At 40.6% G+C, this 19,474-nt stretch carries 17 protein-coding genes and 2 pseudogenes; 10 read left to right on the top strand and 9 right to left on the bottom strand.

Annotation, left to right across the window (positions count from 1 at the left end):
* Positions 1 to 41: 41 nt before the first annotated feature.
* From HADU_RS09185 to arsH, 6 genes and pseudogenes are all read left to right on the top strand, one after another.
* A complete protein-coding gene (locus HADU_RS09185; protein ID WP_008305578.1) occupies positions 42 to 1,064 on the top strand; it encodes a permease in 1,023 nt (340 codons plus the stop codon).
* Between the two features lie 18 nt (positions 1,065 to 1,082).
* Positions 1,083 to 1,322 (top strand): thioredoxin family protein, encoded by a 240-nt coding sequence (locus HADU_RS09190; RefSeq protein ID WP_004988479.1) that lies wholly within the window; start codon positions 1,083 to 1,085, stop codon positions 1,320 to 1,322.
* Between the two features lie 195 nt (positions 1,323 to 1,517).
* On the top strand, positions 1,518 to 1,838 hold the full coding sequence (locus HADU_RS09195) for a metalloregulator ArsR/SmtB family transcription factor (protein WP_034592646.1): 321 nt from the start codon (positions 1,518 to 1,520) through the stop codon (positions 1,836 to 1,838).
* A gap of 6 nt (positions 1,839 to 1,844) precedes the next feature.
* Complete coding sequence (locus tag HADU_RS09200) at positions 1,845 to 2,315, top strand: arsenate reductase ArsC (protein WP_004988474.1); 471 nt, start codon at positions 1,845 to 1,847, stop codon at positions 2,313 to 2,315.
* A gap of 11 nt (positions 2,316 to 2,326) precedes the next feature.
* Positions 2,327 to 3,366, top strand: a pseudogene (arsB, locus tag HADU_RS09205) (ACR3 family arsenite efflux transporter).
* A 9-nt stretch (positions 3,367 to 3,375) separates the two neighbouring features.
* Positions 3,376 to 4,080, top strand: coding sequence for an arsenical resistance protein ArsH (gene arsH, locus HADU_RS09210; protein WP_008305580.1), 705 nt, complete (start codon positions 3,376 to 3,378; stop codon positions 4,078 to 4,080).
* A 334-nt stretch (positions 4,081 to 4,414) separates the two neighbouring features.
* Here arsH and HADU_RS09215 read toward each other — a convergent pair whose 3' ends face one another.
* Positions 4,415 to 4,657 carry a hypothetical protein gene (locus HADU_RS09215; protein ID WP_004755870.1) on the bottom strand — a complete coding sequence of 81 codons (243 nt, stop codon included), beginning with the start codon at positions 4,655 to 4,657 and terminating at the stop codon, positions 4,415 to 4,417.
* A gap of 315 nt (positions 4,658 to 4,972) precedes the next feature.
* Here HADU_RS09215 and HADU_RS09220 point away from each other — a divergent pair, with 315 nt between their 5' ends.
* The 3 genes from HADU_RS09220 (at position 4,973) to HADU_RS09230 (ending at position 10,661) form a co-directional block, all read left to right on the top strand.
* On the top strand, positions 4,973 to 7,429 hold the full coding sequence (locus HADU_RS09220; protein ID WP_008305588.1) for an ExeM/NucH family extracellular endonuclease: 2,457 nt from the start codon (positions 4,973 to 4,975) through the stop codon (positions 7,427 to 7,429).
* Positions 7,430 to 7,661: 232 nt separating this feature from the next.
* Positions 7,662 to 9,569, top strand: a complete 1,908-nt coding sequence (locus HADU_RS09225) for a bifunctional metallophosphatase/5'-nucleotidase (protein WP_008305590.1) — start codon at positions 7,662 to 7,664, stop codon at positions 9,567 to 9,569.
* Positions 9,570 to 9,728: 159 nt separating this feature from the next.
* Positions 9,729 to 10,661, top strand: a complete 933-nt coding sequence (locus tag HADU_RS09230; protein WP_008302424.1) for an IS5 family transposase — start codon at positions 9,729 to 9,731, stop codon at positions 10,659 to 10,661.
* A 7-nt stretch (positions 10,662 to 10,668) separates the two neighbouring features.
* Here the strand turns inward: HADU_RS09230 and HADU_RS09235 are convergent.
* From HADU_RS09235 to fahA, 7 genes and pseudogenes are all read right to left on the bottom strand, one after another.
* Positions 10,669 to 11,524: pseudogene (locus tag HADU_RS09235) on the bottom strand (IS481 family transposase); the annotation flags it as partial.
* 108 nt (positions 11,525 to 11,632) lie between these two features.
* Complete coding sequence (locus HADU_RS09240; protein WP_008305594.1) at positions 11,633 to 12,364, bottom strand: Fic family protein; 732 nt, start codon at positions 12,362 to 12,364, stop codon at positions 11,633 to 11,635.
* 694 nt (positions 12,365 to 13,058) lie between these two features.
* A complete protein-coding gene (locus HADU_RS09245; RefSeq protein WP_005221136.1) occupies positions 13,059 to 13,706 on the bottom strand; it encodes a CoA transferase subunit B in 648 nt (215 codons plus the stop codon).
* Positions 13,707 to 13,708: 2 nt separating this feature from the next.
* On the bottom strand, positions 13,709 to 14,410 hold the full coding sequence (locus HADU_RS09250; protein ID WP_004893349.1) for a CoA transferase subunit A: 702 nt from the start codon (positions 14,408 to 14,410) through the stop codon (positions 13,709 to 13,711).
* Positions 14,411 to 14,433: 23 nt separating this feature from the next.
* Positions 14,434 to 15,009: a VOC family protein gene (locus HADU_RS09255; protein WP_005221137.1), complete on the bottom strand. Its 576-nt coding sequence runs from the start codon at positions 15,007 to 15,009 to the stop codon at positions 14,434 to 14,436.
* Between the two features lie 20 nt (positions 15,010 to 15,029).
* A complete protein-coding gene (gene maiA, locus HADU_RS09260; RefSeq protein WP_008305597.1) occupies positions 15,030 to 15,668 on the bottom strand; it encodes a maleylacetoacetate isomerase in 639 nt (212 codons plus the stop codon).
* A 20-nt stretch (positions 15,669 to 15,688) separates the two neighbouring features.
* Positions 15,689 to 16,972 carry a fumarylacetoacetase gene (gene fahA / locus HADU_RS09265; protein ID WP_004811029.1) on the bottom strand — a complete coding sequence of 428 codons (1,284 nt, stop codon included), beginning with the start codon at positions 16,970 to 16,972 and terminating at the stop codon, positions 15,689 to 15,691.
* A gap of 188 nt (positions 16,973 to 17,160) precedes the next feature.
* Between fahA and HADU_RS09270 the strand changes: the two genes are divergently transcribed.
* Positions 17,161 to 17,982, top strand: coding sequence for an IclR family transcriptional regulator (locus HADU_RS09270; RefSeq protein ID WP_008305601.1), 822 nt, complete (start codon positions 17,161 to 17,163; stop codon positions 17,980 to 17,982).
* A 243-nt stretch (positions 17,983 to 18,225) separates the two neighbouring features.
* Here HADU_RS09270 and HADU_RS09275 read toward each other — a convergent pair whose 3' ends face one another.
* A complete protein-coding gene (locus HADU_RS09275; protein WP_004811025.1) occupies positions 18,226 to 19,452 on the bottom strand; it encodes an aromatic amino acid transaminase in 1,227 nt (408 codons plus the stop codon).
* Positions 19,453 to 19,474 lie beyond the last annotated feature (22 nt).

A 19,474-nucleotide genomic window follows, 5' to 3' on the forward strand; every position in this document is an offset into this window, starting at 1 on the left:
ACGCTGTTGGACTTTGTATCAGTGTAGAGCAGGAGATCTAAATGGAGAACATTGTCGCAATTTTTGCTTGGTTAAATGATGTTCTACTTAAAATGACCTGGCTCTCGGATGGGGTGCGCTGGTTCGTTGAAAATGTATTTGGTTTATCCGTTGCAACCCAGTTGGGTGGTAGTGTCCATTTCTTTATTTATGATGTATTCAAGATCTTTATTCTGCTTTCAGTGTTGATCTATACATTATCTTATATTCAAAGCTATTTCCCTCCAGAACGTACTCGGCTGATTTTAGGTCGGATGACAGGAATCAAAGCCAATATCATGGGGGCATTACTCGGTACTATTACGCCATTTTGTTCATGTTCTTCGATTCCGTTGTTTATTGGTTTTACCCGTGCAGGACTTCCGGTAGGCGTCACTTTTTCCTTTCTGATTTCATCACCACTTGTTGACTTGGCTTCAATTATTTTATTGGCGAGTATCTTTAACTGGAAAATTGCATTGGTCTATGTGTTACTTGGATTAGTGCTGGCAGTCATCGGCGGGTCATTAATCAGCTACTTGAAAATGGAAAAGTATGTGGCTGAATTTGTGACTCATCATCAAACAATCTCAGGTGACGATGAAGATTTCAGCATGACTGCAAAAGAGCGGCGTACATTTGCTTGGGAACAGGTGACAGACATTTTTAGTAAGGTCTGGCTTTATGTCTTGATAGGTGTCGGGATTGGTGCGGCAATTCATAACTGGATTCCTGAGCAGTGGATTACCGCCTTACTTGGTCAGGAACACTGGTATTCCGTACTGATTGCCACGATTGTCGGAATGCCAATGTATGCGGATATCTTTGGCACCTTGCCGATTGCAGAAGCACTTGTGACTAAAGGCGTTGGCTTGGGGACGGTTTTAGCGTTTATGATGGCGGTCACCGCACTTTCTCTGCCATCGCTAATCTTGTTAAAACAAGTGGTGAAAACCCGTTTATTGAGCCTGTTTGTAGGGATTGTTTTTGTGGGAATCTTGGTTGTTGGTTATAGCCTGAATACTTTGGGTTATTGGTTTTTATAAAAAGTGTGGAGAATAAAGATGCAAATTAAAGTTTTAGGAACAGGTTGTCGTAAATGCAAAGCCTTATTGGCTGCAACTGAAGAAGCTGTAAAAAGTACGGGTGTTCAGGCAGAAATTGAATATGTAACTGATATGATGCAAATTGCTGAAACAGGGTTGTTAAGTACGCCAGGTCTGATCATAGATAATCAAATCGTTTCAAGTGGCAAAGTTTTGGAACCACAAGCCATTGTGGAGTTGATTGAAAAAAATAAATAAGTGTATGTGGAAAACTGTAAAAAAGACCTGTGGCATAAGCCACGGGTCTTTTTTATTTGTGTCTTGAGATGTTAAGAAGTTTTAAATTTTTCCCTTTCTGGCAAGCATATACGGATATGGGTATACTTTTATAATGAGTACTCTTTACTGAATATATGGATATGTGTATATTTGCATAATAGAATGGGAGCAGTTATGGACCACCTTCAGTTTTTTAAATGTTTATCTGATGAAACACGTCTCAGTATTGTTATGCTTATCGCAGAAAACGAAGAGCAATGTGTTTGTGATTTGACAGATAAACTCCAGTTAAGCCAACCAAAAATTTCACGGCATTTAGCCCTGTTAAGATCAAGTGGTTTGCTGAATGACCGTCGGCAAAAGCAGTGGGTGTATTACAGTCTTAACCCACAACTACCTGAATGGTGCTTTGAAATTCTGAATACACTTAAACGTAGCAATGTTCCCGTGTTATTTGATCCCTCAGCTCTATCGATTCAGAGCCATTGCGAGTAAGTTTTTATGAAATTTTTGTTTCTGTGCACGGGTAACAGTTGTCGCAGTATTCTTTCTGAAGTTCTGTTTAATAGTCGAGCGCCTGAAGGTTGGGTAGCTTATAGCGCTGGAAGTAAACCTTCTGGCCAAGTTCATCCGTTAACCATTCAGACTTTACAGAACCTGGGGTTGTCTACCGAAGGTTTGTCGAGTAAAACGATTGATGCCTGTGAACAGTATCAGCCCGATGTCGTCATCACCGTGTGTGATGCGGCAGCACAAGAAGCTTGTCCGTTGTATTTAGGAGGAGCAATCAAAGCACATTGGGGTCTATCTGATCCATCACATTTAGATTTGCCTGAACAAGAAAAATTACAGGCATTTTTAAGTACTGTAGAACATATCAACAAACGCTTAGATGCACTTTTTGCATTAGATACCCATCACATGAGCCGTCCTCAGCTTATTGCTGAAATTAATCAAATTTCCCATCTTTAAGCGAGCAGATCATGTCTAAACCAGGATTATCCTTTTTGGATCGCAACCTGACGCTATGGATTTTTGTGGCCATGGCACTGGGTGTTGCGATTGGGGTGGTATTTCCACAAGCATCCGTCGCATTGGACGCAATGAGTGTAAATTCAGTCAACTTGCCAATTGCGATTGGTTTGATTTTGATGATGTATCCACCATTAGCCAAAGTAGATTATGCAGCTTTACCCAAAGTATTTCAGGATAAAAAACATTAGCGCTCTCTCTGATTCAGAACTGGCTGATTGCGCCAGTGCTGATGTTTGTATTGGCGATAGTCTTCTTGAGTGATTACCCAGAATACATGACAGGTCTGATTCTGATTGGCTTGGCGCGTTGTATTGCCATGGTACTGATCTGGAATGGACTGGCATGCGGGGACAATCAATACGGTGCTGCATTGGTCGCATTTAACAGCATTTTTCAGATTCTGTTCTTTAGCAGTTATGCCTGGTTCTTCCTGACCTATCTGCCGCCATTTTTTGGGATAGAAGGGAATGTCATCAATGTTGATTTCTGGACCATTGCCAATGCTGTCCTTATCTACTTGGGGATTCCATTCCTGATGGGCTTCCTGACGCGTCTATCTTTAGTGAAAGCCAAAGGTCTGGACTGGTATCAGAATCAGTTTCTACCCAAAATTGGTCCACTCAGCTTATTGGCCTTGTTATTCACCATTGTAGCCATGTTTAGCTTGAAAGGCGGTGATGTAGTGAGTTTGCCAATGGATGTGTTGCGGATTGCAATTCCATTGACGCTTTACTTTGTCGTGATGTTCTTTGTCAGCTTTTTCATGAGTAAGTGGATGGGGAATGACTATCCCAAAACCACCGCAATTTCATTTACCGCAGCAGGTAACAATTTTGAGTTAGCGTTGGCCGTTGCGATTGCTACCTTTGGTTTGGCTTCACCAATTGCCTTTACTACGATTATTGGCCCATTGGTTGAAGTGCCCGTGCTGATTGCACTGGTTAGCGTATCCTTGTGGCTGAAGAAAAAATATTATCCAAATTCTTAAGAGGCAAAGATGACACTCCCTAATCTTGAATCTGATCTTTTACCGACACCAACTTTTGCGGAAGTGCAGGCTAAAGAACTGAGTCACCCACCACGTATCTTATTGCTATATGGCTCAAACAGAGAACGTTCATATAGCCGCCTGGCTGTGATGGAAGCTGGGCGAATTCTTGAGCGTTTTGGTTGTGAGGTTAAAATCTTTCATCCCAAAGGTTTACCTTTACCTGAAGATGGTGATCTGGAACATCCAAAGGTTAAAGAGCTGCATGAATTGTTGGCTTGGTCTGAAGGCATGGTTTGGTGTTCGCCTGAGCGGCATGGTTCGATGAGCTCAATCTTTAAAGCACAGATTGATTGGATTCCACTTGCTGCAGGAGCTATTCGTGCTACGCAGGGTAAAACATTGGCTTTGATGCAAGTGAGCGGTGGATCACAGTCATTTAACAGTGTAAACCAGATGCGAATTCTTGGGCGCTGGATGCGGATGATCACGATTCCAAATCAGTCTTCTGTTCCTAAAGCCTTTTTGGAGTTTGATGAGGAAGGACGGATGAAGCCTTCATCGCTATATGATCGTATTGTTGATGTAATGGAAGAGCTATACAAGTTTACTTTGCTGACTCGCGGTCAGAGTACCTATTTGACCAACCGTTATTCGGAGCGAAAAGAATCGGCTGAAGAACTGTCTAAACGAGTCAATCAGCGTAATCTTTAAAGCTGATTCGTCATGGTGTGAGCAGGGTAACGGATGGCTCGATCGTTTGTTTAATCGTAAGCATCCGCTGAGCCCCACTTTTCTAACTCATTAACACCACGATAGTGTCCAATAAATTTTAAGAGGACACTATCGGAGTGCTATTTGGTCAGAAAACAGGAGTTCACAGGATACGTGAACCGTTATTTTGATTGTATCAGATGATGTTGAATTGGCGGGTAACGATCTTAAGTACAACAGGTCATCTAATGTCTAGATTGTCTTTTTTGATGCTTTAATCATAATGGCTGTCAATAAATAAAGAGTTTAAACCTGAGAATTAGAGCAATCCTGCTTATTTTTCCTGAAATTTTAAATCAATTTGATATTCGTCCTGAGTCACTTTGATTTTATAGTCTTTATATTTACGTTTACTTGGTGAAAGGGCAGAGTTAGTGACTTCTTTATGGAATTCGCTGTCAGACATAAAAAAATAATACGCCTTATAGCCTAATAAGATCTTGTCAATTTTTTTATCTTTTTTCTCAGCATTACGAATGAGTTCATTTAAATAGTTTAAGCTGATTTTGTCTGACATTTATAAACTCGCAAAGAAAAGTTGCATTATCACACGAGTTATAATCGATTTTTATTACAAATTGATGACAGTTGTATTTCGGGTACTTTGGGGTAGATGCTGCATTGAGTATTATTGAACTAAATGTTGTAGATCAAATCTAATTGGATAGATTTGGAGGAAAAACTATTAAAAAAGCTTTTAATGCTGAGTCTAAAGGTTTTTGATTTACAGCCTATAGTCCGAAAAACTGTCATTAATTATTCATGAATTATTCATGGTGATGTCATATACAAAAATTAGTCTAGTTGCAATTTTAACAAACACTAAAAAAACATGAAGACTTTAAAACCACATACCTTATGTCTCAGCTTGGCTTTGTTAGGCTGTTCATTTCCAAGCTATGCACAGCTGATGTTCAGTCAATATATTGACGGTTCTGCTAATCGTAAAGGTTTAGAAATTTATAATCCTGATAGTAGTACAGTCAATTTAGCTGATTATGAAATTCATCAATTTAGTAATGGATCGATCACCAAGTCTGCGACTTTTTCATTACAAGGCTCACTTGCGAGTAAAGCAAAGTATATTATTGGCCGCTCAGAATTACAGACCGAAATTGGTACTAAAGTCAATCAAGTGGCGGGGCTTGCATTTAATGGGAATGATGCTTTAGTTCTGCTCTATAAAGGTACGCCAATTGATCGTTTTGGTCGAGTGGGGGAGGACCCAGGTTCTGGTTGGGGGACGGCATTTACGAGTTACCAAAATAGTTTGTCACGTACTAAAACTTCAAATCCTGTAACTTCGATTAATCCTACAGCAACATTTGATTTAGACAGTGAGTGGTCTAAATGGTCTGATCGAAATGCATTCAATAGTAATTTGGGTGCAGTAAATACTGAGTCGCCATTGACTGAAGTAGTGTGTAGTACTGCAGATACTCCAATTGCAGACTTACAAACTGCTGCACTGAATCAACAATACGTTGTTCGCGGTATTATCACAGCTGACTATCGTTATCAAAATGGTTTTTCAGGGTTCTATATTCAAACCCCAGATAGCAAAGCCAAAACTGGATTAAGCAATGCGATCTTTGTTTACTTACCCGCAAGTAGTACTGTGACTGGCGGGAAAGTAGGTGAAGAAGTTATCTTTAAGGGGCGTCTAAGTGCTTATCAAAATCAGCTACAGCTCGATCAGCTAAGTAGTAATATCCAAACCTGTAATCAGCAGGCAGAAAGTCTGGTGAGTGCAACTCCTTTACAATTACCATTCTCAAGTTTGACGGATGTACAAGGGAATACGCCTAAACGCTATCAAGGCATGTTGGTCAAGATACCGCAGACTTTAACCATCAGTGAAAATTATAATTATGGGCGATTTGGTGAACTTTCATTAAGTTTAGGGCGCTTGTATATTCCAACCAATTTATATCCTGCGAAATCTGCTGAAGCAGTCAATTTGGCCAAACAAAATTTATTATCAAAAATTATCTTGGATGATGGCTATAACAATCAAAATAGAACGCCATGGCTGCCGCAAAACTTCAGTGCAGTAAATACTTTAAGAAGTGGCGATCAATTGAAAAATGTCGAAGGGATTTTGGAATATCGCTTCAATGCATGGCGTATTCAGCCAATTTTAAATAAAACACAGCCTGAAATTATTAAAGAAACTAATTCAAGAGCACCAGTGTTAGCAAAAGATTCTGGGCAAATTCGTGCCGCTGCTTTTAACGTATTAAATTATGATAATGGAGCAGCACAAGGTTTCCCTACAGAACGTGGTGCAACGTCACAAGCTGAGTTCAATAAGCAGCATCAGAAAATTGTAAGCGCTTTAAAAGCAATTGATGCAGACGTTTATGGATTAATGGAAATCGCAAATAATGGATATGATGAGAAAAGTGCAGTCGCTTATCTCACCAAAGCTTTAGGTGCTGATTGGAAATATGTTATTCCACCCAAGATGACAACGTTAGGAACAGATGCGATTGCGGTTGCCATTATTTATAACAGCAAGCGTGTTAAGACCGTGGGCGATGCCGCAGTCTATGACGATCTGTCTCAAAAGAACAGAGTCACCATGGCGCAGACTTTCCAAGCTTTATCTGGCGGTAAGGTTTTTACTATGGTGCCAAATCATTTAAAATCTAAAGGAAGTTGCCCTAGTGATAAAACCTCTCTAGATGCTGACCAAGGGGATGGTCAAGGTTGTTGGAATTCTACGCGTTTAACTGCAGTTCAAAAATTGATGCAGTGGATTGCAACCAATCCAACTAAGGTCAATAACCCGAACTATTTACTGGTCGGTGATATGAATAGCTATGCAAAAGAGGATCCAATACTGGAATTGGAAAAAGCTAATTATAAAGTTTTGCTGAATGATGAAAAAATTGGTCAGGGTAAATCTGCGTACAGTTATATTTTTGGTGTCGCAAGTGATGCCAACGGCAATGGCGGTTCTGGGAACTTAGACCATGCAATTGCTGATGAAAACTTATATCCAATGGTGAAACGAGCATTTGCATGGCACATCAATGCGGATGAGCCGACAGCTTTGGACTATAACGAAGAATATAAAACAGCTGAGCAAATTTCAGCATTTTATAGCGATGACGCATTCCGTTCTTCCGATCATGATCCTGTAATTGTCGATATGGATTTAAATGATAAGAAAGAAAGCAATATGGATAAAGGCGAAACCAGTGGCGGCAGTATGGGCTTATGGTCAATGCTCACTTTAACGGGGTTAGTTTTAGCAACCACAATGCGCAGACGTAAATTTTGAGATAAATCAAGCACGGATAAATCTAAAAATTGATTAGATAATTGTGATCATAGGGGGAAATTTGTATTTCTCCCTATTTTATTGCGTCAAAAAATGAATATATCTTAATCAAATGCATGATTATTAGATAATTATAATCTAAACCATTTGTTAAAAAATAATGAGAAAAAAGTGAGGATGTCATGAGATTGAAACCGAAGGACTACATGATGTCTGTTTAAATTCTAATCACATGGGGATGGCCATGATCTTTAAAAATAAAGCCAATCATTATTCGAGTTTGACCTGCGGTTTAGTCGTTTCTGGTCTATTTTTGGTTGGGTGTAATAATGATAGTCAAGACAATACCGACCCAAGTCCTGTCGCTCAACCCAAACCACTGGAAATTAATGTGCTGCACATAAATGACAGCCACTCACATTTAGATGAAGAAAGCATCAAATTAAAGCTTGAAACCTCGTCAGGTCAGCGCGAAGAGATCCAGGTTGCAAATGGTGGTTTTGCACGAGTGACTGCATTGATCAATCGCTTGGCGAGCACTGAGAAAAACCCGATAAAAATTCATTCAGGTGATGCCATTACTGGAGACCTCTACTTTACTTTAAAAGAAGGTGAGGCAGAGGCAGATCTCATGAACACGGTTTGTTTCGATACATTAACGCTAGGCAACCATGAGTTTGATAATACCGATGAAGGTTTAAATAAATTTATTGGGTTCTTAAATAACAAAGGTAATTGTACAAATAAAACCCAAGTCTTAAGTGCGAATGTCGAGTTTGGAAAAACCTCAGCGCTCTACCAAACAGAACTTGTGAAGCCATATACCATTATTGAAAAAGAAGGGCAAAAACTTGCATTAATCGGTTTATCTATTGCGGATAAAACCAAAAATGCTTCTCGACCAAATGCAGATACGATTTTTAAAGATGAATTAACAACTGCTCAAAAATATATCGATCAGCTCAAACAAGAAGGCATAAATAAAATTATTGTGCAGTCTCATTTAGGCTATGGAAAGGATAAGGAGTTGGCTGCACAACTATCTGGTGTTGACGTTATTGTTGGAGGTGACTCACATACCTTGTTGGCAGATGCAAAGCTAAAAGATTATGGAATGAGCCCAGAAGGTGATTATCCAACCGCGGTGAAAAACAAAGATGGTGATCAAGTTTGTGTGGTGCAAGCTTGGCAATACGCGTATGCAGTGGGGCAACTTAAAGTCAATTTTGATGCGAATGGTAAAGTTGAAGCCTGTACGGGCAAAGCCAATATTTTAATAGGCAATGAGTTTAAACGTACTGCTCAAAATGCGCCAGTATTGAGCAGTGCCGAGCTCAATGCTATTCATCAAGATATTGAGCGTAGTAATAGTTTGATCATGGTGCAACCTGACGCCACCGCTTTAAGCATTTTAGAACCTTATAAAGTTGCTAAAAACTTATTGGGTAAAGAAATTGTGGCTAAAGCTGAAGAAAATTTATGTTTGCGTCGTGTGCCAGGAACAACAAGAGACGCATCACGTTCTAGCTTAGGGGATATTTGTAATAAATCTGATTTTACCAATCTGCATGGTGGTGATGTGCAACAGCTCGTTGCGGAAGCTTTTTTGCAGCAGGGTAAAAAGTTTTTTGCCGCAGATATCTCTATCCAAAATGGGGGTGGGGTGAGAGTAGATTTGCCTCAAGGTGATATTAGTGTAGAGAAAATTTATACGGTATTGCCATTTAAAAATACGCTGGTGCAGTTAAAGGCGACGGGTCAAGAGATCAAAAATGTACTCGAGGATGCTATGGATGGTGTCGTGAATAAAAAAAATACGGGCAGCTATCCTTATGCGGGTGGTTTACAGTGGGATGTAGATTTATCCAAAAATAAAGGTGAGCGTGTATCAAACTTAAAAGTTCGCAATGCTCAAGGGCTATATGAAACTTTAAATCCAAACCAAACCTATCAAGTCATTACCATTAATTTCCTTGCAGATGGTCAAGACTTTTATGACAGTTTTAAACAGATTACGGGTGAACGTCGTGTGGAAGTCGGACTAGATTATGCTGAGGCATTTTTACAGTACGCAAAAAGCACTCAAGGACTCAAACGCTTGCCGACTGAGTTTTACAGTACTCAAAATTATAAAGAATAAATTGATTTCGCTCTTCCAAGTCAGCTAAAAATGGCTGACTTGGATCAAGTCTGAACTAATACATTTCAATTTAGTGATCTCTAAATCCATCTTGTAATTGGCGTGGGCTTTGTTGCACAAACCTATCTGTAAAGGCTTTTTTAGCGATATAATTTTCAAATGAAGAAGCCTACACACAAAATCTACCGCACAACCAATTGGCCCGCATATAACCGAGCACTCATGAGTCGCGGAAATATTGCCATTTGGTTTGATCCTGCTACGCAATGGTATGCTCCATCAAAAGGCAAACAAGGGCGAAATCAAACCTACTCCGACGCAGCCATCCAATGCTGCTTAATGATTAAATCCTTATTTCGTCTGTCTTTACGTATGGTTACTGGCTTTGTACAAAGTCTGATTAAACTTTGCGGATTAAATTGGATAGCTCCAGATTACACCACGCTTTGTAGAAGACAAAAGCATATTGATATTGTAATCAGCTACCAAAAAAGTAGCGATGGGCTGCATCTACTCATGGACTCTACAGGCATGAAGTTTCTAGGTGAGGGCGAATGGAAACGCAAGAAACATGGATCTGAATATCGTCGCCAATGGCGTAAACTTCATATTGGTATAGATGCCAAAACCCTACAAATACGAGCAGTTCAGCTTACAACCAATAATGTCAGTGATTCACAGGTGCTTGGTGATTTACTTGATCAGATTCCACAAGATGAGCGGATTGACTCTGTTTATACCGATGGAGCTTATGACACCAAGCAATGCCGTCAGGTCATTGCAGATCGGCAAGCGCATGCGGTGATTCCACCTAGAAAAAATGCGAAACAATGGAAAGATACAAAGAGTAGCTCGCTAGAGCGAAATGAATTACTTCGAACAATTAAACGTTTAGGCAGGACACTATGGAAAAAATGGTCAGGCTATCATCGGCGAAGTTTGGTTGAAACTAAGATGCACTGCATTAAATTATTAGGAGATAAACTCAGCGCAAGGAGTTTTGGTAGCCAAGTGAATGAGATCCATGCACGTGTAGCAGTCCTTAACAGATTTACGGAATTAGGTCGCCCACTTACCCAAGTTACGCCTTAAATTTGGCTCAATTAGGGGCGCTTTGCATTTCAAATCTTTGTGCAACAAAGCCATTGGCGTGTTGAATCCGTTCATTTGATGGGTTGTATTGCTTATGGATCTCATCAGAGAAAGGGGTTTCTTCACATAATACAAAGTACCTTTCCATCGGTGTTTTACCTTTCAAAGCTGAATCTGGTCTCATCCAGTTATAGTAATGCTGCCATTCGGCTAGCTTGTCTTGGATATCTTCAGAATTAATATCGACAGTAGCGTAGAACTCAGATTTATCAGTCTTTTGAGAACGCTCTGCCTTGCCATTCAAATGAGGTGAACCTGGTTTATTTGGCCTAAATTTGATTCCATGCTGCATCAATTTTTTCTGTACTTTTTCAGCAAAAAATTCCCGCCCACGATCGGTCTGTATTCGCTGTATGGGAAAAGGCATTTCTTCAATTACGCAATCTAAAAAGTCGAGCGTATTCGCTGCTGTTCGGCGTTTATATATCCTTAAAACGCGATATCGTGTGCAGTCATCGATAGATGTGTACTGATATAGCCCAGGACCCAATTTACAGGTATCCATTTGAATTCTATCGCCTGGTAATGGGCGCTCATAACGAATGAAATCTACTTTACGATGGAATTTTTTAAATCGGTTTGACTTGATGGGTGGATAGTACTTTATGGATAGTCGCTAAGGACAATGAGACTCCGTGCAGCCTCATCAATTCTGTTTGCAAACGTCGAGCACCCAGATTTCTAGCCGAGCGCATTTCCAATATTAAGGCCTCTAGCATAGCATTGATTTTAGTATTTGGAGATTTTAATGGGCGTTTACTCTGACTACTTAATCCATCAATACTTTGCTCAGGGTATCGTTTACTGCTCATAAGTACCTCGTTAATTAGCCATTTTATCTAACTAAAAAGTGTCTACAAAATCGGTGGCTATTCATCTAGTACTAGGGATCAATACACCGATCAAGCCGATTAAATGCCCAATACAACTTGATAAGGTTTAAATCCTTCAAGTACAGCTTCAGAAACCAACTGGATAAATGCTTCAGTTTTTCCATAAGCCATCCATTGATCTAGGGCCTCATAGTAGGCCAATCGGTTTTCAACTGTTATTACACAAGGGGGATAACCAGCTTTAAGCAATTCAAGATTCATTAATAGACGTGATGTACGGCCATTGCCATCAATGAATGGATGAATACCTACAAAATCAGCATGTACTTTGACTGCACGTTCGATAGGATGCAGCTTATGTGCTTCACTTTTATACCAGTCTACTAACTGAGCCATCTTGTCATTTAATAATGTGTAATCAGGCGGGGTAGATGTAGCACCAGAGATTATGACATTTTGTTGACGATAGCGGCCTGCATTATCATCATCAATATTCTTTAATATAAGCTGATGGATATTACGAATTTGCCATTCAGAAAAAGACTCCTCTTTCCGCATGATATCTTCAACATAGTAAATTGCATCTCTATGGTTGATCGCTTCGAAGTGTTCTCTTAATGCCTTTCCACCAACAGTAATACCTTCGAGTACTACTTTAGTTTCTAGCAGGGTGAGTGTATTGCCTTCAATTGCATTCGAATGATAGGTCCAACGGACAATAAGATCTTCCTGTAAATTTTTGACAATTGATGGAGAAAGAGGGCGATGCTGATCTAATTTTTTCTTTAAATCGTCAATAGTTTCAAACATAACCTTATCTCTGTATGTGTCTAAAAGAATAATACATCAAAAAAGAATATCAAAGAAATGATATGTTATATCGTATCGTTTTATAGTGTAATCAATGTTGGTATAATCAGTACTCCACTTCAAATCCTGAATTTGGATTTGAACAAGATTTTAAAGTGATTCAATGCACTAAATCTAATTTGGGTCAAAATTGGGTCAATGAATTTTTTATTCAATAAAAGATCTTTAGAATTAGTTGGTTAGGATCTGAGTTCAATTGACGCCACCTCCACCAAAATTCTTCTTATAAAAAAGCCACTTATATAAGTGGCTTTTTTTATTAAGTATTTTTTTTACTAATTAAAATTTTATTATCATCATTATCTTTAGTGATCACTTTAAATATAAATTAGTGTGAGAGTAGTTCTGAATCTTAAATTTTATAAGTTTTATTGAGCTTAATAAAAAAACAATAAACCGAAAAAAAATAGTTTTTCTGCAAACTTATTTGAATAGAAATAAAGATAATTTTATTTGATCCAATAAGGTGAATTACATTCATAAGATTTTATTATGATTTTTAAAATTATACAGCAAGAGTTTGAATATTATAGAAAAATATTATTTATCTTCAGTGTAATTACGATGATAAAGCAATATTTTCAGAAGATAATCAAAGCAGCTTTTGCTGCTTTGATTATTCAGTAGAAGCAGATCAGGCAGCCTCAAGTCTATCCGTAATCAGCTCAACTCCAGTCGCAGCTTTAATCTGCTCCAGCGTGACATCTTGAGCCAGTTCTACCAGAACCACTCCGCGTGAAGTAATATCCATGACACCGAGATCCGTAATGATCCGGTTGACCACACCTTTACCTGTTAGTGGCAAAGTACATTGAGGAACGATTTTCGAGGTACCATCTTTAGCCGTGTGTTCCATTAGGACTACGACTTTCTGCACACCGGCTACCAGATCCATGGCACCGCCCATACCTTTGACTTTCTTGCCTGGAATCATCCAGTTTGCCAGATCACCCGTTTCGGAAACTTCCATTGCTCCCAGAATCGCAATATTGACATGCCCACCGCGAATCATGGCAAAGGAATCCGCACTGGAAAAGAAGGCAGCACCTTTACGGGCAGTCACCGTCTGTTTACCTGCATTAATTAGATCTGCATCAACGGTTTCTACAGTTGGAAATTCATCAATGCCTAACAGGCCATTTTCAGACTGGAGCCAGACGTTGATATTGTCCGGAATATAGTTGGCCACCAGTGTTGGCAAACCGATACCAAGATTGACATAGAACCCATCTTCAAGTTCCTGTGCTGCACGTTGAGCCATTTGATTTCGAGTCCAAGCCATGATTATGCTCCCGCCTTTAAGGTCATCTGTTCAATGCGTTTTTCTGGTGAAGCATTAACGACAATTCGATTCACATAGATTCCAGGCAGATGAATATCATCGGGATCAAGTTCACCAATCTCTACGATTTGTTCAACTTCAGCCACAGTGATTTTCCCGGCCATGGCGCATTCAGGATTGAAATTACGTGCAGTTTTACGGAAGACCAGGTTGCCGGCCTTGTCTGCTTTATAGGCTTTGACCAGTGCCACATCTGCGGTTAATGACTTTTCAAGGATAAATTCTTTACCTTCAAATTCACGGACTTCTTTGCCTTCAGCAACCAATGTGCCGACACCGGTTTGGGTGTAGAAAGCGGGAATTCCAGCACCACCCGCACGCAGTTTTTCTGCCAGTGTTCCTTGGGGCGTCAGCTCTACTTCCAGCTCACCATTTAAATATTGACGTTCAAATTCCTTATTTTCACCGACATAAGAAGAAATCATTTTTTTGATCTGCTTGGTCCGCAACAATTTACCCAAACCAAAGTCATCCACCCCCGCATTATTGGAAATACAGGTGAGGCCGGTGACACCGGTATTTTTTAAGGCTTCTATGAGTGCTTCAGGAATGCCGCATAAACCAAATCCACCGACCGCCAGTGTTTGATGATCTGCCACGATATCCGCTAAAGCTTCCTGAGCATTCACAACGACTTTATTCATCAGAAATCCCTTCCTTTAAAAATTTAAGCATCCATCTTGGCTTTGCGAGCGCTCTGGTCTAATTCATCCGCATGCAAGAAGTGTGTATGTGACGGTGCGCGTTTGGTTTTGCTCCATTGCTCCAGCATGTCATACTTCATTGCTTCGGTAATCATGGCAATTTTCTGGTGTGCTTTTTCATCATCATAAGCCAGTTCCAGACGATGACCATTTGGATCGAAGAAGTAAATCGAATGGAAAATGCCATGATTGGTAATGCCCAGTACATCCACGCCATTGGCTTCCAGATGTTCTTTGGCCTGAACTAATGCCTGACGATCCTTCACTTTTAAGGCAATGTGCTGTACCCATTTCGGGGTATTTTCATCACGGCCCATTTCCGGTTGGGTGGGTAGTTCAAAGAAGGCCAGGACATTGCCATTACCTGCATCTAAAAATAGATGCATATACGGGTCGAAAGCCTTGGTAGATGGCACATGATCCTCGGCAAAAGCCAGAATAAAGTCCATATTCAGATTTTTTTTGTACCACTCTACGGTTTCTTTGGCATCTTTACAGCGGTAGGCGACATGGTGGATTTTTTCAATTTGAATGGTCATACTTATATCCTTATATATTCTTATGCTGCATCAGGCTGCGCTTCAGGTGCAGCTTTTTGAAATGCATCTAGTGAATTGCAATGTTCATAAATCGATTCAATTTTCGGAAAATCAGAAAGATCGATGTTGAAACGTTTGGCGTTATACACTTGTGGAATCAGACAGCAATCTGCAAGACTCGGCTGATCTCCAAAACAGAATTGACCATTTGAAAGCGTTAATTGAGCTTCGAGCGCTTTTAAACCGGTGATGACCCAGTGTCTGTACCATTCGGTTTTCTGTTCATCGCTGGCATTCAGGGTTTTACTAAGGTATTGAAGTACACGCAGGTTATTTAAGGGATGAATGTCGCAGGCAATATTCAGACTAAAGGCCCGAATCAGCGCACGCTGTTGCAAATCCTTGGGCAACAGGGGAGTTTCCGGAAATTTTTCTTCCAGATATTCAATCATGCTGAGCGACTGGGTCAGCGTGAAATCATCTTCAATTAAGGCAGGCACCAGCTCACCCGGATTGACCTGTCGAAACGTTTCACTATGCTGTTCGCCGCCGTTGTTTACCAGATGAACCGGAATATGTTCTGCTTCGATTCCTTTCAGGTGGAGCGCAATACGAACCCGGTAAGCGGCTGAACTGCGAAAATAGGTATATAGTTTCATGATCATGATTTCACTCCAGCTTATTCACTAAAACCGAAATCAAGCGCTGGCAGAATTTTGCCGCTCACAGCACCGAAACCGATACGAAGGCCATCTTTTTCACAATGGCCTTTCATGATTACGGTGTCGCCGTCCTGAATGAAAGTGCGCTGTTCACCATTCGACAAGGTAAGTGGCTTGGTGGCATTCCAGGTAATTTCCAGTAATGAACCATAAGAGTCTGGCGTAGAGCCGGAAATCGTGCCTGAACCCATCAGATCACCAACCTGTACATTACAGCCTGCAATGGTGTGATGAGCCAGCTGCTGTGCCATTGACCAGTACATATATTTAAAGTTGGTCTTACAGATCACATCTGCTTGATCTGAATTTTCAGTCTGGATCTCGACAGACAGATTGATGTCATAGCTATTGCTGCTGTTGTCTTCACGCAGATAAGTCAGAGGTTTGGGATCTTGAACTGGTGAACTGGTTTTAAACGGTTCAAGTGCTTCCAAAGTCACGACCCATGGCGAGATCGAAGAGGCAAAAGTCTTGGCGTTAAATGGACCTAGCGGTACATATTCCCATTGCTGCAAGTCACGTGCAGACCAGTCATTGAATAGCACCATACCAAAAATATGGTCCCAGGCATTTTCAATCGCAATGGGCTTACCTAGATGATTTGGCTTGCCAATAATAAAACCGGTTTCCAGTTCGAAGTCGAGTTTGCGACATGCTGAAAAGACTGGACGATCAGAATCCGGTAATTTGATCTGTCCAGATGGACGCACGATCTCTGTACCGCTCACAATTACGGAGCTGGCACGGCCGTTATAACCGACTGGAAGTTCTGACCAGTTTGCTAACAATGCATTTTTCGGATCACGGAACATACAGCCGACATTGGTGGCATGCTCTTTCGATGAATAGAAATCGGTATAGCTCGGGATATGCACCGGCAGATGCATTTTGACATCTGACTGGTTAAAGAAAACCTGATCACGGAGTTCCTGATTATCACGCAATTCGGCATGATCTGCTGACAACAGCGTCTGTAACTCTGCTCGTACTTTAGACCAGTTGGCTTTACCCGACTCAATAAAAGCATTCAAGGTTGGCTGGTTAAAAAATTGCTGGCCTTGTTCCAGCTTTAAATAACCCTTTGCTTCCAATGCTGCCAGGTCAACCACCCATTCTCCAAGTGCAACTCCGGCACGTGGTTGAGCATTCTGCTTATCACTGAAAATACCATAAGGCAGGTTTTCTAAAGGGAAATCTGAATCAGGAGCGATGTCGACAAATGACTTTAAACGCGTCGTCATAAATATGGATCCTTTCCGTGGAAAATTTAAGTTCTATACAGAATCATACTTATATTTTTAAATTACGCAATAAATAATTTGATTATGAATAATGTAAATTTGTTAAAATGCCGCTATGATCTGAATCTGGAATCAGATTTGGCTGAGCAAGATTTTTGATTTCAGTAGTACAATGGCTTGATAGAACCATGAAAATTAATGCGTATATGCAGGATGAAACGATGAACGTTGAGGAAGAAAAATTACAGGGAGGGGTGCAGTCTCTAGAAGTAGGATTAACTGTGCTCGATGCATTGACTGAACATAATGCACCGATGATGTTAAAAGAGCTGTCAGAAGTCCTGTCCATGCATCCTGCAAAAGTGCATCGCTATGTGGTGAGTCTGATACGTAAAGGTTATGCCCAGCAGCTCAGTGATGGACGTTATAGTCTGGGTGAGCGTGCTCACGCATTTGGCGTCAATGCTTTAAAACGTACCGATATGCTGGAATTAACCCAAAAATATATTATGCAGATTCAGCAGCATTTAAATTGCAGTATTCATGTCAGTAAATGGTTTGCCGATGGTGCCGTCGTGGTTCAGTCACTTGAATCTAACCACGTATTTAATATCATTACCCGGGTCGGCTCACGTATGCCTTTACTAAAGTCGGCAACTGGTCGTTTACATGCCTGCCTTCAGCCAGAACACATCATCAAGCCTTTGCTGGAAAAAGAGTGGGCGAGTAGCGCTAAAGCAGATCAATATCCTGCGAACTGGAAAGAATTCTCGCAACTTAAAGAGAAAATTCTACAGCAGGGCTATGCCTCAGTCACTGGCGATATGATGGCAGGCATCCATGCCGTGGCAATTCCAGTGTTTAGCTTTAGTCGCCAGCTCGATCATGTAATTACTTGTATTGGTACCGAAGACCAGTTGCCAGCAGACCAGATGCAAGAAGCTATTGATTATCTGCTTGGAATCCAAAAACAGATTGATGGCTTGTTTAATCCAGAGGTTACTGTCTAAAACTTTCATTTATTGCAGATAAGTTTTCTAAACCTGAACTTATTTCACAGATCCAGATCTGATTCAGGGATTGGATCTTTTTTATCAAGATTTTGATCGCTAAATAGGATTAAAAATGATTTTATTTTTGCAACACAAAACCAAGATGATCACTCGCTTTTAATTTAAAAAAAGAATAAAGCAAGATCCATAAAAAAGCCTTCCAATATTAGAATTAGAAGGCTTCTAACAACTTAATTATTTCTAAGCAATCAACGGTTCAGCTTCACTTTGCATTTTAATCACAGCTGCCATCGACTCGGCAACATAATCAATATTGCTGAGGTTTAGACCTGCTGTACACATGCGGCCACTACGAACCAGATAAATCCCGTGATGCTGTTTTAACAGATCCACCTGATCAGCAGTGAGGCCGGTATAACTAAACATGCCTTGCTGCTGGATCAGGTAAGTAAAATCCAGTTCCGGTAGCGCCTCGGATAATTTTGCTTTGAGTAAGCCACGCATGCGTAAAATACGCTGGCGCATTTCTTCAACTTCAGTTTGCCATTGCTTAAACAGTTCAGGATCATTTAACACCTGACTGACCAATAGAGCGCCATTGGCCGCTGGACTTGAATAAATCCGGCGAACTGTAGCTTTTAACTGCCCTAAAACATTTTGCGCACTGGTGGAATCATCACAGACGAAACTTAAGCTACCAATACGTTCTCCGTATAAAGAGAAGATTTTGGAAAATGAATGGCTGACGATAAAATTCATACCGGCCTGATCGAGTGCACGGATGGCATAAGCATCCTGTTCCAACCCTTGACCAAAACCTTGATACGCCATATCCAGGAAAGGAATTAAAGATTGGGCTTTTAAAACTTCAATGACTTGATCCCACTCATGCGGCTGTAAGTCGGCCCCGGTCGGGTTATGACAACATGGATGTAATAACACAATACTTTGAGCGGGCAGCTGTTTTAAGCAATCCAGCATCGCCGGTACATTAACGGCATTGGTTTCTGCATCATAATAAGGATAGAAATGGGTCTGAATACCAGCGCCATTAAAGATGGCAATATGGTTTTCCCAAGTCGGCTGGCTCACCCAGATTTCAGATTCTGGAAAATATTTTTTCAAAAAGTCAGCGCCGACTTTTAGCGCACCTGAGCCGCCCAAGGTCTGAATCGTGACTACACGGCCTTGCTCGCGGGCAGGGCTGGAAGTTCCAAAAATTAATTCCTGTGCAGCCTGGTTAAAGCTGTTCAGACCATCCATCGGCAAGTAAACACGAACTTTATTATAGTCAGGGGTCAGGTAAGTATAGGCTTTTTGCACTGAGTCTAGCTGCGGCACGATATTATCTTCGTTGTAATACAGGCCGATGCTTAAGTTGACTTTGTTACTCCGTTGATCTTTGTTGAATTCTTCCATTAAAGAGAGAATCGGATCACCGGCATAAGTATCAATATGTTGAAACATGAATCTATCCTAATCTAATCAA

This window comes from Acinetobacter sp. HA (assembly GCF_000264725.1).
Classification (GTDB): domain Bacteria; phylum Pseudomonadota; class Gammaproteobacteria; order Pseudomonadales; family Moraxellaceae; genus Acinetobacter; species Acinetobacter schindleri.

Bases quoted from the DNA above. Each gene is read 5' to 3' on its own strand.
- HADU_RS09275 (WP_004811025.1), bottom strand. From the start codon at position 19,452: ATGTTTCAACATATTGATACTTATGCCGGTGATCCGATTCTCTCTTTA.
- HADU_RS09200 (WP_004988474.1), top strand. From the start codon at position 1,845: ATGAAATTTTTGTTTCTGTGCACGGGTAACAGTTGTCGCAGTATTCTT.
- HADU_RS09270 (WP_008305601.1), top strand. From the start codon at position 17,161: ATGAAAATTAATGCGTATATGCAGGATGAAACGATGAACGTTGAGGAA.
- HADU_RS09250 (WP_004893349.1), bottom strand. From the start codon at position 14,410: ATGAATAAAGTCGTTGTGAATGCTCAGGAAGCTTTAGCGGATATCGTG.
- HADU_RS09220 (WP_008305588.1), top strand. From the start codon at position 4,973: ATGAAGACTTTAAAACCACATACCTTATGTCTCAGCTTGGCTTTGTTA.
- HADU_RS09245 (WP_005221136.1), bottom strand. From the start codon at position 13,706: ATGGCTTGGACTCGAAATCAAATGGCTCAACGTGCAGCACAGGAACTT.
- HADU_RS09215 (WP_004755870.1), bottom strand. From the start codon at position 4,657: ATGTCAGACAAAATCAGCTTAAACTATTTAAATGAACTCATTCGTAAT.
- maiA (WP_008305597.1), bottom strand. From the start codon at position 15,668: ATGAAACTATATACCTATTTTCGCAGTTCAGCCGCTTACCGGGTTCGT.
- arsH (WP_008305580.1), top strand. From the start codon at position 3,376: ATGACACTCCCTAATCTTGAATCTGATCTTTTACCGACACCAACTTTT.
- fahA (WP_004811029.1), bottom strand. From the start codon at position 16,972: ATGACGACGCGTTTAAAGTCATTTGTCGACATCGCTCCTGATTCAGAT.
- HADU_RS09225 (WP_008305590.1), top strand. From the start codon at position 7,662: ATGGGGATGGCCATGATCTTTAAAAATAAAGCCAATCATTATTCGAGT.
- HADU_RS09195 (WP_034592646.1), top strand. From the start codon at position 1,518: ATGGACCACCTTCAGTTTTTTAAATGTTTATCTGATGAAACACGTCTC.
- HADU_RS09190 (WP_004988479.1), top strand. From the start codon at position 1,083: ATGCAAATTAAAGTTTTAGGAACAGGTTGTCGTAAATGCAAAGCCTTA.
- HADU_RS09255 (WP_005221137.1), bottom strand. From the start codon at position 15,009: ATGACCATTCAAATTGAAAAAATCCACCATGTCGCCTACCGCTGTAAA.
- HADU_RS09240 (WP_008305594.1), bottom strand. From the start codon at position 12,364: ATGTTTGAAACTATTGACGATTTAAAGAAAAAATTAGATCAGCATCGC.
- HADU_RS09185 (WP_008305578.1), top strand. From the start codon at position 42: ATGGAGAACATTGTCGCAATTTTTGCTTGGTTAAATGATGTTCTACTT.
- HADU_RS09230 (WP_008302424.1), top strand. From the start codon at position 9,729: ATGAAGAAGCCTACACACAAAATCTACCGCACAACCAATTGGCCCGCA.